The organism is Pseudorhodobacter aquimaris (assembly GCF_001202025.1).
GTDB lineage: Bacteria > Pseudomonadota > Alphaproteobacteria > Rhodobacterales > Rhodobacteraceae > Pseudorhodobacter > Pseudorhodobacter aquimaris.
The window spans coordinates 62,235-76,290 of the sequence record NZ_LGHS01000069.1; the positions used below are offsets into that span (position 1 = coordinate 62,235).

Genomic DNA, 14,056 nt, shown 5'->3' on the forward strand with positions numbered 1-14,056 from the left:
TGCCTTGCAATCATGCGGTTTCCGTAAGGGAAGGACGTAGCCGCAGGCCATTGTTTCCAAATAATTTATACGCGGGCGACTATTGCCGCAGCAGACCCCCAAGCCCTTTGCACAAACGTGCTTGGGGGTGTGGGCTTAGTTGATCAAGCCTGCAAAGCGCATGGCCTCTTTGATCCGGGCCTTTGCGCCATCGGTTAAATCGACCAGCGGCAAGCGCACCTCTTCCGAGCAGCGCCCCAGAACCGAAAGCCCGTATTTCGCACCAACCAGCCCCGGCTCCATAAAGATCGCCTCATGCAGGGGCATCAGACGGTCCTGCAATTCAAGCGCTTTGGCGTAATCGCCCGCCAAGGTGGCGTTCTGGAAATCAGCGCAAAGGCGGGGGGCAACATTGGCCGTGACCGAAATGCAGCCAACACCACCATGGGCGTTGAAGCCAAGCGCGGTTGCATCCTCACCCGAAAGCTGGACGAAATCCTTGCCACAGGTGATGCGTTGTTTCGGGACGCGCGACAGATCACCGGTGGCATCCTTGACGCCGACAATCCGCGGCAGCTTGGCCAGCTCGCCCATGGTTGCGGGTGACATGTCCACGGCAGAGCGCCCGGGAATGTTATAGATGATGATCGGCAGGGTGCAGCAATCATGGATTGCGGTGAAATGCGCGATCAATCCGGCCTGGCTTGGTTTGTTGTAATAGGGGGTGACCACCAGGGCGGCATCGGCGCCCACCTTTTGGGCGTGCCGGATCAATTCGATCCCTTCGGCGGTGTTGTTGGAACCGGTGCCAGCAATAACCGGAACGCGGCCCGCTGCGGCCTTGACCACCTCTTCGATGACCAGACCATGCTCGGCATGGCTCAGCGTCGGGCTTTCTCCAGTGGTGCCTACTGGCACGATGCCTTCGCTGCCCTCGTTGATATGCCATTCAACCAGTTTCTTGAGCGTATCCAAGTCCACTTTGCCGTCTTTCAACGGCGTGACCAGGGCAGGCATTGACCCTTTGAACATGGCACACTTCTCCTCTTGGGGGGGCGATTCAGCCCCGTTGGTTTCCCAGCCTTCCTAGCGTCATGTTTGCAGCTTGCCAAGCGGTGCGCGACATTATGGGTGCACGCGGGGATGTGAGTTGCGTCCCCTCGGCCGGAATGGCAGTTTGCGCGTTATGAAAACATATCTCGCCCCCCGCTTCGCTTTTCATGTTTTGGCTGTGCCATTCTTTGCGCTTTGTTTCGCCTTGCCTGCGCTGGCGCAGGGCGATTTTCGCGCCGCCTTTTCCGCCGCCGAATCGCGCGATTGGGACAAGGCGCTGACACTGGCACCACAAGGCATCGCGCATGACGTCATTGAATGGCAGCGCCTGCGCGCGGGCGAAGGATACTTGGGCGATTACGAGGCGTTTCTGGCCCGTCGCCCCGATTGGCCCGGTATGCCCTGGCTGCACCAAAAGGGAGAGGAGGCCGTTGCCCGGTCCACCACCCCGTCACGTGTGATCGCCTATTTCGGCAACAGCCAGCCCGCAACTGCCGAAGGCGCGCTGGCCTTGGTGCGTGCGCTTATGGCGGCGGGGCAGGGGGGGGATGCGGCGGCCGTGGCGCGGAATGCCTGGGTCAGCCTGCGCTTTGACGCCGAGGAACAGACGCAGATGCTGGTCTTGCAAGGATCGGCCTTGGGGGGCGCGCATAATGCCCGCCTTGACGCCCTGCTTTGGGAGGGCCGAGAGGATGAGGCCGAGCGGATGCTATCGCTTGTCACTGCGGATTGGCAGGCTTTGGGGCGCGCCCGTATTGCCTTGCGCCGTCAGGCGGAGGGGGTGAATGCGCTGATCGATGCCGTGCCCGCAGCACAGTCCAATGATCCGGGCCTTGCCTATGAGCGTTTCGTTTGGCGGATGCGGGCAGGGCTGGAGGATCGGGCGCTGGAATTGCTGTTTGCGCGTTCGGGATCGGCGACCTCTCTTGGTCGGCCAGAGGCATGGGCTGCGCGGCGTATCTGGCTGGTGCGCGAATTGATGCAATCGGGCCGGTTTGCCGAGGCCTACCGCGCCGCCGCAAACCATCATCTGACCGAGGGCGGGGATTACGCGGATCTGGAGTTTCTGGCCGGCTTTGTCGCGCTGCGCAAACTGGGGGATGCGGCCACGGCGCGCGGCCATTTCCAGCATTTGAAACAAGGCGTCAGCACCCCGATCAGCCTGTCGCGCGCACATTATTGGGAAGGCCGCGCCGAGGAAGCCTTGGGCAATTTCGCCGCCGCCCGTGTGGCCTTTGAGGCCGGCGCGCAGCATCAAACCGCCTATTACGGGCTGCTGTCTGCGGAACACTTGGGGCTGACCTTGGACGCGGCCCTGTTGTCGGATGCGCGCCCCGCCGATTGGCAGGAGGCGGCATTTGCCAAATCCTCGGTGATGGAGGCGGCAAAGCTTTTGCTGGCGGCGGGTGATATGGATCTGGCAAAACGGTTCATGCTGCATCTGGCTGAGGGGCTGGGGCCTGTGGCGCTGGACCAGCTTGCCGATGCGGCATTGCAAATGGGTCAGCCGCATATCGCGGTCTTGATCGGCAAACAGGCCGCCGCGCGCGCGATCATCCTGCCGCGGGCCTATTTTCCGGTGGTGGATATGGTGCCCGACGGGTTGCCCGTCAGCCGCGCGCTTGCGCTGTCCATTGCGCGGCGGGAAAGTGAGTTTAATTCCGTGGTCATCAGCCCCGCCGGCGCGCGTGGCCTGATGCAGGTGATGCCTGGCACCGCCAAGCTGATGGCGGCCAAGATGGGGCAGGATTATGCTTTGGGTAATCTGACATCGGATCCGGCCTATAATGTGCGGCTTGGGGCGGGCTATCTTGCGCAATTGGTTGAGGAGTTCGGGCCGGCGGTGGCGTTGATCGCATCGGGCTATAACGCGGGGCCGGGCCGGCCCCGCAGCTGGATCACCGAGTTTGGCGACCCGCGGCAACCCGATGTGGATATTGTCGATTGGGTTGAAACCATCCCCTATGCCGAGACGCGCACCTATGTGATGCGCGTCGTGGAATCGCTGGTCATTTACCGCGCGCGGTTGCGGGGGGCTGCGGGGGTGGTGAACGTCAAGTCGGAATTGACCGGCCGTTAACCCGTTTTGCCCTGAAGCTGGCTTAGGGATTGGCCGGGGGTCAGCATATCAGGGTCCAGCCGCAGCTCTATGATCGCAAGGGTATTTGCGGATTGCGCGCGCGCAAAGGCGGCGGAGAAATCGGCCTGATCGGTCACCGTTTCGCCATGCCCGCCATAGGCACGGGCAAGCGCGGCGAAATCGGGGTTGGCCAGATCGGTGCCTGAGGTGCGGCCGGGGTAATGGCGTTCCTGGTGCATTCGGATGGTGCCATAGCGGCCATTATTGGCGACAATCACAATCGGTTTCGCGCCATGCTGCACGGCGGTGGACGCCTCATTACATGTCATTTGAAAACAGCCGTCGCCGGCCATGCACACCACCGTTCTATCCGGGTTTTGCAGCGATGCCGCAATCGCTGCCGGAAAGCCGTAACCCATAGACCCCGAGGTCGGCGCAAGCTGTGTGCCATGTTGCCGGAACCGGTAATAGCGGTGCAAAAAGGCCGCGTAATTGCCGGCACCATTGGTCACGATGCTGTCCTGTGGCAGGTTGGCTGAGAGCCACGTGACGACTTCTTCCAGCTTTACCGCGCCGGGGGTCGCCACCGGGGTTTGCCATGCCTCGTAATTGGCGCGCGCGGTTTTGGTCCAATCGGCCCATGCGCCCTTGCCTGTGGTTTGCGCCAGCCGCGTCAGCATTTGATCGGCGCGTGCGGGGATTGCCAGCGTGGGGTGGAAAACGCGGCCAAGCTCGGCAGGGTCGGGGTGAACATGCAAGATGCGGGGGCCGGGGTGCGTGGGGTCCAACAACTCATAGCCGTTGGTGGTCGTATCCCCAAGCCGCGCGCCAAGCACCAGAATGGTATCGGCCTGCGTCAACATTTGGCCCAGCTTGGGGTTCATGCCGACGCCCAGATCCCCGACGAAATTGGGGTGGTCGTTGTCAATCCGGTCCTGACGGCGAAAGGAAACCGCAACGGGAATATCCCAACCCTCGGCAAATTGGGCCAGATCGGCGGCGGCCTGTGCCGACCAGTTCGGCCCGCCCGCCAGCACAAGGGGGCGCTTGGCCGTGGCCAATGCATCGGTGATGGCGCTGACTTGTTCGGGGCTGATGGCAAAGGGTTGGGGGCTGGGCGCGGGCAGATCGGCGACATCAGCCATGGCCGAGAGCATATCCTCGGGCAGGGCCAGAACCACAGGGCCGGGGCGGCCTGAGGTGGCAAGGTGGAACGCGTGGCTGATATATTCCGGCAGACGCTTTATCTGGTCGACTTCGGTGGCCCATTTCGCCAAGGGGCCAAAGACGGCGCGGTAATCCACCTCTTGGAACGCCTCACGGTCGCGGTGGTTGCGCGCGATCTGGCCGACAAAGACCACCATCGGCGTGCTGTCTTGCTTGGCGATATGGATGCCCGCGCTGGCATTGGTCGCACCCGGACCACGGGTGACAAAAAGCACGCCGGGGGTGTTGGTCATCTTGCCATGGGCCTCGGCCATCATGGCGGCACCACCTTCCTGACGGCAAACGATATTCTGGATACCGCTGTCATGCAGCCCGTCCAGCGCGGCGAGAAAGCTCTCGCCCGGTACGGAAAACACGCGGGTCACGCCCTGCGCTGCGAGTTGATCCACCAGAATTTGTCCACCGTGCCGCATCATAGCCTCCTGTCCCTTTGGTCGCGGGCAGGTTGCGACGGAAGGCGGCCGGGATCAAGGCGTTAAAGGTTGGCGGTCACGGTAAAATCCGCAGGGATGCGGTCATGACCGTCCAGAACCAGATCTACCATCACCTCGGCGACCAGCGGGGCCATGCCAAAACCGATCTTGAAACCGCCATTGGCGATAAAATGGCCGGGGCGGGCGGGCCAAGGCCCGAGCATGGGCGCGCGGGTGCGGCTGCGTGGACGGATGCCGGCCCAGCGATCAACGACGGGGGCATCCGCAAGGCAGGGCAGGGCGGCGCGGGCGCGCTCGATCAATGTTTCAAGCTGGTCATCGGTGCTGGTCGGGTTGTCCCAATAGCGTTCAGAAGTAGACCCTATCGCCACGGTGCCATCGCCATGCGCCACAATATGCAGCCCGTCGACAAAGATCTGCGGCTGTTGTCCGGCATCAAGGCCAAAGGCGGCGGCCTGTCCTTTGACACCGTTGCCCATCTGGCGCGTGTGGTTTCTTGTCAGTTCCTCCAGCCCCGCATGGCCGGTGGCCCAGATCTGCGGGCCGCAGGGGGTGCCGCCGAATTCCACACCCTTGACGCGCAGCGCGGCCAAAAGGGCGGCAAGGGCCGCGCGGGGCTGTAATTGGGCGGCTAGCGTATCCTGCACCAGCCAGCCTGTCGGGCTGTGTGGTTCCCATGTGTTGCCACTGGCGGGGATCACATTCCATGCGGCCTTTCCTTGCCAAAGGGTTTCGGCGTTGACCGTCCGGCTGCGGGCCAAGGCCAAAAGCGCCTCATCCGCGATGGGCAGCAGCCGGCCCGTGCGTGCATAAAGCGGGTCCAGCCCGCCGGTTTCCTGCACGGCATCCCACCAGCTTTGCGCCATCAAGAGACTTTCAAGCTGAAAGGCTTTCTTGGTGTTCCAAAGCTCTGGCACATGCGGGGCCAAGGCGCCGACCAGTCCGCCAGAGGATCCCGCCCCCGGTTTTGCCACATCAATCACCCTTACCCGCGCGCCGCGCTGGGCGGCGGCCCAAGCAATTGAAAGGCCAAAGATACCCGCGCCATGTATTGTCAGATCCGGCGTTGCCATTTTGCGCCCCTTTGCCCATTGTCCCGCTGAACGTAGCCATAAGCGATTTGACCGTGACCGAAAACCCTAGCCCCACAGATGCGATGCTGGAATGGCGAGATGGTGCCTTGCCGGTGTCCACCCGCTTTGACGATCCATATTTCAGCCTTCAGAACGGGCTGGAGGAAACGCGCCATGTGTTTCTGGCGGGCAACGGTTTGCCTGACCGTTTGCGCCCCGGTTTTCAGATTGCGGAACTGGGGTTTGGCACGGGGCTGAACCTGCTGGCCACGGCCTTGGTGGCGCAGGTGCCGATCCGCTTTACCTCGTTCGAGGCCTTCCCGATGGCGGGCGATGATATTGCCCGTGCGTTAACCGCCTTTCCGCAGGTGGCCGATGTGGCGCGCCCGTTCCTGCAGCATTGGGGGCAAGGTGCGCTTGCCTTCCAGATCGGGACGGTCTCGGTTGAGGTGGTGATCGGGGATGCCCGCGATACCCTGCCGCTTTGGGGTCAAAAGGCCGATGCGTGGTTTCTCGACGGGTTTTCCCCTGCGAAAAACCCCGAGCTATGGGGTGCGGATTTGATGATGCAGGTGGGCCGCCACACCGCGCCGGGTGGCACCTGCGCCACCTATACCGCCGCGGGCTTTGTGCGGCGGGGGCTGGCGGCGGCAGGTTTTGCGGTAGAGCGGCGCGCCGGTCATGGCCATAAGCGGCACATGACGGTTGGAACCCTTTTGGCGTAAGGGGGGGCTATTGCGCGGGCATGGCGGCTTTCCCTTGTGGCGCGCGAAAATGACGGCGGTTCAAGGTCAGCACCAAAAGGATCATCGAAACCTGAAAACCGACAGCAATCGCCGAGAGGACCCAGTACCCCACCCCGAATTTCACAACCAGTCCGGCACCGACCAACCCGTTGTTAATCCAGAATTGCATCATCACACTTAGTGCAATGCCGGGGCAGACCAGCGCATAGGATCCGACCGAGGGCTCTGCCCCCGTCAAAAACCGTGCACCATAGCCTTGCGCGCGCAACACAGTGAGGCCGAAAAGGCCAAAAGCAACCTGTACCGACAGGAATGCCGTCAACATCCGCAACGCGCCGCCTGCCGTTTCATGCGCGCCGAAATGGACGTGCAGCCCGTGACCCTGACGCAGCATCAAGATGCCCAACACAGTCATCAAGGGAACAATGATCAGCAAGGTTGGCGCGGTTTCAATATTGGTGCCGTTTTGCAGGATTGAGGCGATGCCAAGCACCACGGCAATCAGCGCCCAAAGTGCAGCCATCACCAACAGCAAGGTCGAGGCGATCAGTGCAACCCCTGCGGTCAAAGGGCTGGCTGAAAGTGCAGCCGGGGCGGAAAACCCCACGCCGATCATCGAAAGGGCAAAGGCCGGAAGCACCTGACCAAAAGAGTTGTTGGCGGCAAATTTGAACCTGCCCGGCGTCAACACCTGCGCCACAAAGCTGCCGATCTGCGCGAATGCCAGCCATGCGGTCAGCGCAAAGGCGATCATTGCCAATGGGAACAGATATTCCACAACCCCCCAAAGCCCGGGCACAAACACCAGTCCAAGGATAAAGCCGACGTTCACAGTCATCGCAATTGCCAAGGGCAGGGCGGTCAGTTGGCTTTGGGCGTTGGTGCCGATCAGCTTGGAATAACCGTCAGTCTTTTTGAAACGGTTTAGGCGACCAATGTTCCAAAACAGCATTTTCAGGTTCAGCACCGCGAAAATAGCGACACCAAGGGCTGCGATCAGGATCATCGCCTGTTGCAATGCCCCGCCATTGGCAAAGGCCAAGGCGACATCTTCAAACACCGGAACTGGCTGCCCCGGATGTGGTATCCACATATAGAGCCACATGAAAAAGGTCACGACCAAGCCACCCGCCCCAACGGATGCAAGGAAATACTGTGGCCCCCAATTGTCAGCGGGGCGATTTTGTACGGCTTTTGCCATCTCGGCCTCCATCACAATCAAATATTTGAATATGATATCCCGTAAGGCGGCAAGATGCGCTGTGGCGTGCTGTCGCGGCTAAACCTCTTTGGTAAAGATCAGGGAGGTAGGGGTCGAAAACCCCTTATGAGTGGAAACGTCTGATTGCCTGAAGCCGAGTGCAAAGAATATCGCGTGATTTTCTACCAGCTCGATCCGGGATTCAAGCTTCAACACCGGCAGGCCAAGATCGCGGGCGCGGGCCTCGGCGTGGTTTATCAAACTACGGGCATAGCCTTTGCCAAGCCATGGTTTGTCGACCGCAAGACGTCCCAAATAGAGGCAATCCGGCTTGGGGGTCAGGATCACACAGGCGCGGGCGGGCCGACCGATCACCCAAATTTCACCGGGGTGGGTTGCCAGCGTTCCGGCGCTCATTTCATGCAGCGAGGAGGGCGGGTCTATTCGCCCCTCCATACCGGCAAAGGCACGCTTTATCAGGGCATAAAGCGCGTCCCAGTCATAAGGTGCTTTGGGTCGAAACGGGATCATCACGCTTTTCCTTGAGGATGCGTATGTTCCGCATGAAAAGGGGGTTGGTCAAGCGATATTAACCTTTGGCGTGCGCGAAACCAGCACTTGCAAGGGGCACCTGATGGCTGCCGAAAACCGGAACGCTTGGCAGTTGAGGGCCGGTCGCTGGGCAAAGCCCAAGATGTTGTGGATAAGCCGCCGCCTTGCGCAGGATACAGCGGGGTAACGGGTTGACTCATCGTGCAGCTGGACAGACCATGCACCACTGCAACAGAATCAAAGGTGTTCTCCTTTGCGCTTTAACCGACTCCGGCTGAACGGCTTCAAAAGCTTCGTCGACCCTACGGATCTTATCATCCATGAGGGGCTGACGGGTGTGGTCGGGCCAAATGGCTGTGGCAAGTCCAACCTGCTGGAGGCGTTGCGCTGGGTGATGGGTGAAAATCGACCCACTGCGATGCGCGGCGGCGGCATGGAGGATGTGATCTTTGCAGGAACATCAACCCGCCCGGCGCGTAACTTTGCCGAAGTGGCGCTTGTGATCGATAATGAGGAACGCCTTGCCCCCGCCGGCTTCAACGAGGCTGATACGATCGAGATTACCCGCCGTATTACCCGTGATGCCGGTTCTGCCTATAAGGCCAATACGCGGGATGTGCGCGCGCGTGATATCCAGATGCTCTTTGCGGATGCCTCGACGGGGGCGCATTCACCCGCCTTGGTGCGGCAGGGCCAGATTTCCGAACTGATCAACGCCAAACCCAAGGCTCGCCGCCGGATCCTGGAAGAGGCGGCGGGGATTTCCGGCCTTTATCAGCGTCGGCATGAGGCAGAGCAGCGGCTGAACGCGACCGAGACCAATCTTGCGCGTGTGGATGATGTGCTTGAGGCGCTGTCGGTGCAGCTTGGCACATTGACGCGTCAGGTCCGTCAGGCCGTCCGCTACCGCGAGATCGGCAGCAACTTGCGCCGCAGCGAGGGGATGCTTTTGTACCGCCGCTGGCGCGAGGCCGATCTGGCCGTGGTGGAGGCGCAATCCCTTTTGCGCGAACGGCTTATTCAGGCGGGCAAGGCCGAAACCCTGTCGCGTGTGGCCGCCGAGGCCCGCGCCAAGGCCGAGGCCGATCTTCCGGCCAAGCGTGAGGAAGAGGCCATAGCCGCCGCCCTTTTGCAGCGCCTTACCGTGCAGCATGACGCGCTGAACGATAGCGAATCCCGTGCCATGCAGTTGATCGACACCCTGCGCGGCCGCATCGAACAGCTTTCCCGCGATATGGAGCGCGAATCCGGTCTGAATCGCGATGCGCAAGAAACCATAGAGCGGCTGGAGTGGGAGGCAGCGCAGCTTGCCCGCGCCGCCGATGGACAGGACGAACGCTTGGCCGAAGCCGCGGAGCTGGCGCGCGAAGCGGGCGCCGTGCTGGCAGAGCGTGAAGGCGGCATGTCGCAGATCACCGAAGATGTCGCTCGCCTTGCTGCGCGCCACCAATCGGCGGGCCGTCTGCTGGCGGATACGCAGGCCACGGTCGACAAGCTGGAAACCCAAGCTTCCCGCGCCCGCGATGCCGCCGTCGAGGCGCAAGAGGCCGAAACGACTGCCGCCGAGGCCTTTGAAGCCGCTGAGATCACGCTGGAAGAGGCCACTGCCCTTGCCGATGCCACCGAAGAGGCGCTCGAATCTGCCGAAGAGGCCCGGATGGAGGCCCAAGGCCGTGAGGCCGACGCCCGTGCCATGCGTTCCGAGGCCGAAGGAGAGGCCAACGCCCTGCGCGCCGAGGTGGCAGCGCTTGCGCGGTTGGTGGAACGTGAGTCCGATTCCGGTGCGCAGGTGCTGGACCAATGTCGCGTGACGCTGGGATATGAGGCGGCGCTGGGCGCGGCCTTGGCCGATGATCTGCGCGCGCCCGCAGTGACGGCGGATGCGGCCTCGGGCTGGGCGGGCCTGCCCGATTATGACGCCGACGCCGCCCTGCCTGATGGCGCCATGCCCTTGGCCGAATGGATTGCGGTGCCGGATGTGCTGCGTCGCCGTATCCGTCAGATCGGACTTGTCGCGCGTGCAGATGGCCCGGCTTTGCAAGCTGCCCTTCGCCCCGGTCAGCGGCTGGTCAGCGTCGAGGGTGATCTTTGGCGTTGGGACGGGTTTCGTGTGGGCGCGGATGATGCGCCCTCGGCGGCGGCCCTGCGCTTGAAACAATTGAACCGGCTGGTGCAGCTAAAGCGCGACCTAGAGGAAGCTTCTGCCAAGGCCGATGGCGCAAAACAGGCGCATGAAGCCCTGCAAGAGCGTTTGGCCAATCTTGCCCGCGCCGATCAAATGGCCCGTGAGGCCCGGCGCGCCGCCGATACTCGCGTGACCGAAGGCAACCGCGCGCTTTCGCGGGCCGAGGCGGACCGGTCCATCGCGCAAGGCAAGCTGGATGCAGCACAGCTTTCGGTTCGGCGCTATGATGCCGAGGCCGCCGAGGCGCGCACCGCCCTGCGAGAGGCGCGCAACGCCATTGACGCCCTGCCCGATCTGGAGGAGGCCCGCGCCTCGATCGAGACATTGCGCACCACCGTTGAGGCCGCGCGGATCACCATGATGACGCGCCGCTCTGCACATGATGAATTGCGCCGCGAGGGCGAAGGCCGCCTGAAACGCCAGCAAGAGGTGACCAAAGAAATCTCGGGCTGGAAGCACCGTTTGGAAACTGCCTTTGCCCGCGCGCAAGAGCTGGCCGAACGCAAGACCACCACCGAGGAAGAACTGGAAGAGGCGCAGGCCGCCCCCGAAGAAATTGCTATCCAGCGCGAGGAACTGGCCGAAGCGATGGAAAGCGCCGAGGCCCGCCGCACTGCTGCTGCTGACGCTTTGGCGCTGGCCGATGCGGCGCTGCGCGATGCCAGCCTGCATGAACGCGATGCCGAGCGTCTTGCCGGCGAGGCCCGTGAGGCCCGCGCCCGTACCGAGGCCCGTCATGAGGCCGCCGAAGAGGCCCGTCAAGCCGCAGCCCTGCGCATCCATGAAGAGCTGGAGTGTTCGCCCGAAAAGCTGCTGGAAACCTTGGGCGCGGATACGGATGATATGCCCGACGCGGAACATCTGGAAACAGAGGTGGCCCGTCTGAAGCGTCAACGCGAATCCTTGGGGGCCGTGAACCTGCGTGCCGAGGAAGACGCCAAAGCGGTGCAAGAAGAACACGACACGCTGGCCGCCGAAAAGACCGATCTGACCGAGGCGATCAAGGCGCTTCGGGCCGGGATTGCCGGGTTGAACCGTGAGGGGCGCGAACGTCTTTTGACGGCCTTTGAACAGGTGAATACCTCTTTCGGGACGTTGTTCTCACATCTGTTTGGTGGCGGCGAGGCGCGGCTTGTGCTGGTCGAATCCGATGATCCGCTGGATGCGGGCCTCGAGATCATGTGCCAACCGCCGGGCAAGAAGCTCGCCACGCTTTCCCTGCTGTCGGGGGGGGAGCAAACACTGACGGCGATGGCGCTTATCTTTGCGGTGTTCCTTGCCAACCCCGCGCCGATCTGTGTGCTCGATGAGGTGGACGCGCCGCTGGATGATGCCAATGTGACGCGGTTTTGTGACCTGCTGGATGAGATGACCCGCCGGACCGAGACTCGCTTTTTGATCATTACCCACCATGCCGTGACCATGGCCCGGATGGACCGTTTGTTCGGGGTCACAATGGCCGAGCAAGGCGTGAGCCAGCTTGTCTCGGTCGATCTGAAACGTGCCGAGGCCTTGGTCGCGTAGCCAGATCAGTCCCAGCCCATAGCCGCAACTTTTTGACGCAGTGAAAGGGTGACTTCACGCAGGGCACCCTCGGCCCGTAACCGCGCAAGTGTTTCGGGCGTGGCGGTTTGGGTTTCCAGATAAAAGCGGTCAATCGCGGCGGGATCGGCCGCCAAGAGCCATTCTTGCAGTGGCGGGTTGAACTGATAGGCGCCGCGCGTCAGCCGGAACGTCAGTCGGTTACGCCAAGGGGCGGGGTCTTGGGCATGGAAATGCAGCAGCTGGATATCATCCGAAAACGGCACGCCTTGCACCCGTTCGCCCGCGCGAAACGCGCCATGCAGGCGGGGTTCAAACCGCGCCAAGCCGGTGCGGAAAAAGCACTTGCCGGCGGAATGGGACAGAACGCCGTCGGATAAAAGCGCTGCGTATTCACCGAAAACACGCGCACGGGCAGCCGCATTATGTTTGCCATTCAGGGCCGCGCGGAAATGACGGGCGGTAAAGATATCATCGGGCAGGGCAGGATCATGCAACGCCTCCCATGGGGCCATGCGCAGCATCGGCTGATCGGGCGGGGTTCGGCCCAGTGCCGTGCCTATATCCGTCTGTGAGGTGATATATTCATCGACATCAATATGGGCGATCCACGGCAGATCCGTCAGCGCGTAGATCCGCTGCATATTTCGCGCCTGCCGGTTTTGATGCTTGGGCGGCCGCCTGCCGATGTAGTCCATCCAATAGGCGTCAGAACAGCGAATGACGGTGATGGCCGGATGATCAAACAGGCCGGCCGCCGGATCGTCGGGGTCATCGAAATGCAACCAGATATGCGCGGCCCCCAACCCGAGGTGATATGCCACAAAGGCCTGTACCTGTGCGGCAGGTGCCTTGACGGTTGTGCAGATGCCCCAAGTGGTCACAATGCCTTCTGCGGGGGGAATTGATGCGTCAGACGGTGTGGGAACGGGCGGGTGCATCGGGGCCTCGGGCTTTGGTTTGGCACAGAGTAGCAAGATCAGATGCTGGCGGCCATTGCGGTGATCAGCAACAGCAAACCCCATGTCCGCCAAAGCGCAGAACAGGCCGCCTCTATCTGAATGGGGCCGGGGGTGCGGCTGCCTTCTGCCCAGACCCAAGGGAAATCCTGCATCTTGCCGTTATAGCTGCGCGGCCCTGACAAAGAGATATTCAGAACCACGGCCATCGCGGCCTCGGGCCAGCCCGCATTGGGCGAGCGGTGCAAGGGCGCATCCCGCAAGATCGGGGCCGCCTGAAACTGCATATGGCTGACCGCGATCAGGATCGCCGTGATCCGCGCCGGAACCCAGTTCAACAGATCATCAAATCGCGCGGCGGCCCAACCGAATGCCTCATGCCGGGGGGTGCGGTGGCCGATCATGCTGTCGGCGGTATTGGTGATCTTATAAAGCATCAGCCCCGGCAGCCCGAGAACCAAAAACCAGAAGGCCGGCGCGACAACCCCGTCTGACAGGTTTTCGGCCGCGCTTTCGATTGCGGCGCGTGATATGGCGGGGGCATCCATCGCGGCGGTATCACGCCCCACGATCATGGAAACCGCGCGCCGACCCTCGGCCAATGAGGCCCGCAGCCCGTCCGCCACCGCACGCACATGATCCACCAAAGATCTCTGTGCCAGCAAAATCGCGGCGCAGATGATTTCCAATATCCCGAAATCCGGTATAGCGGCGATGATCGCCCCCAAAATCCATGCACCAAGCCCCAAACCGACCATCGCGATAATGCCCTTTTCGTGCCGGGCGCGGCCATGGTTCAGCCGCCGGTCGGCAAAATTTACGGCACGGCCCATCAGCACGGCAGGATGGGCAAAACGGTCCCACAGCCATTTCGGCTCTCCCATGGTCGCATCGAGGAGTAGGGCAGGGATCAGGAGAGTAGCGCTCATCTTGGGGCCTTGGATTGGGTAGGGGAGGAGAGACCCGATTTTACCCCAAAGCGCAACGCCGGATTTCAGGTCTTTGACAATGCCATAAAACCTTAA

10 protein-coding genes are annotated in these 14,056 nt (G+C 62.1%); 3 read left to right on the top strand and 7 right to left on the bottom strand.

The features are described from left to right. Positions 1–135: 135 nt before the first annotated feature. Positions 136–1,011: a 4-hydroxy-tetrahydrodipicolinate synthase gene (dapA, locus tag AKU94_RS13910; protein WP_050527866.1), complete on the bottom strand. Its 876-nt coding sequence runs from the start codon at positions 1,009–1,011 to the stop codon at positions 136–138. Between the two features lie 154 nt (positions 1,012–1,165). Here dapA and AKU94_RS13915 point away from each other — a divergent pair, with 154 nt between their 5' ends. Continuing rightward, positions 1,166–3,112, top strand: a complete 1,947-nt coding sequence (locus tag AKU94_RS13915) for a lytic transglycosylase domain-containing protein (RefSeq protein ID WP_083445075.1) — start codon at positions 1,166–1,168, stop codon at positions 3,110–3,112. Here AKU94_RS13915 and AKU94_RS13920 read toward each other — a convergent pair. Together AKU94_RS13920 and AKU94_RS13925 are read right to left on the bottom strand one after the other, a co-directional pair. Further along, on the bottom strand, positions 3,109–4,752 hold the full coding sequence (locus tag AKU94_RS13920; RefSeq protein ID WP_050527956.1) for a thiamine pyrophosphate-binding protein: 1,644 nt from the start codon (positions 4,750–4,752) through the stop codon (positions 3,109–3,111). The genes AKU94_RS13915 and AKU94_RS13920 overlap by 4 nt on opposite strands. A 62-nt stretch (positions 4,753–4,814) precedes the next feature. Continuing rightward, the gene (locus AKU94_RS13925) at positions 4,815–5,846 is read right to left on the bottom strand and encodes an NAD(P)/FAD-dependent oxidoreductase (RefSeq protein WP_050527867.1); all 1,032 of its coding nucleotides are present in this window, start codon (positions 5,844–5,846) and stop codon (positions 4,815–4,817) included. Positions 5,847–5,929: 83 nt separating this feature from the next. Between AKU94_RS13925 and mnmD the strand changes: the two genes are divergently transcribed. Next, on the top strand, positions 5,930–6,571 hold the full coding sequence (mnmD, locus tag AKU94_RS13930; RefSeq protein ID WP_050527868.1) for a tRNA (5-methylaminomethyl-2-thiouridine)(34)-methyltransferase MnmD: 642 nt from the start codon (positions 5,930–5,932) through the stop codon (positions 6,569–6,571). A 7-nt stretch (positions 6,572–6,578) separates the two neighbouring features. Here the strand turns inward: mnmD and AKU94_RS13935 are convergent, their stop codons facing one another. Then, complete coding sequence (locus AKU94_RS13935; protein ID WP_050527957.1) at positions 6,579–7,793, bottom strand: TsoY family (seleno)protein; 1,215 nt, start codon at positions 7,791–7,793, stop codon at positions 6,579–6,581. Between the two features lie 78 nt (positions 7,794–7,871). Next, on the bottom strand, positions 7,872–8,324 hold the full coding sequence (locus tag AKU94_RS13940; protein ID WP_050527869.1) for a GNAT family N-acetyltransferase: 453 nt from the start codon (positions 8,322–8,324) through the stop codon (positions 7,872–7,874). Between the two features lie 274 nt (positions 8,325–8,598). Between AKU94_RS13940 and AKU94_RS13945 the strand changes: the two genes are divergently transcribed. Continuing rightward, positions 8,599–12,054 (top strand): chromosome segregation SMC family protein, encoded by a 3,456-nt coding sequence (locus tag AKU94_RS13945; protein WP_050527870.1) that lies wholly within the window; start codon positions 8,599–8,601, stop codon positions 12,052–12,054. 5 nt (positions 12,055–12,059) lie between these two features. On the opposite strand, the gene AKU94_RS13950 is transcribed toward AKU94_RS13945, so the two are convergent. Both AKU94_RS13950 and cbiB read right to left on the bottom strand, forming a co-directional pair. Beyond that, positions 12,060–13,097, bottom strand: coding sequence for a glycosyltransferase family 2 protein (locus AKU94_RS13950; RefSeq protein ID WP_050527871.1), 1,038 nt, complete (start codon positions 13,095–13,097; stop codon positions 12,060–12,062). Further along, positions 13,052–13,960: an adenosylcobinamide-phosphate synthase CbiB gene (gene cbiB / locus AKU94_RS13955; protein ID WP_050527872.1), complete on the bottom strand. Its 909-nt coding sequence runs from the start codon at positions 13,958–13,960 to the stop codon at positions 13,052–13,054. Before cbiB ends, AKU94_RS13950 begins: the two co-directional genes overlap by 46 nt. Positions 13,961–14,056 lie beyond the last annotated feature (96 nt).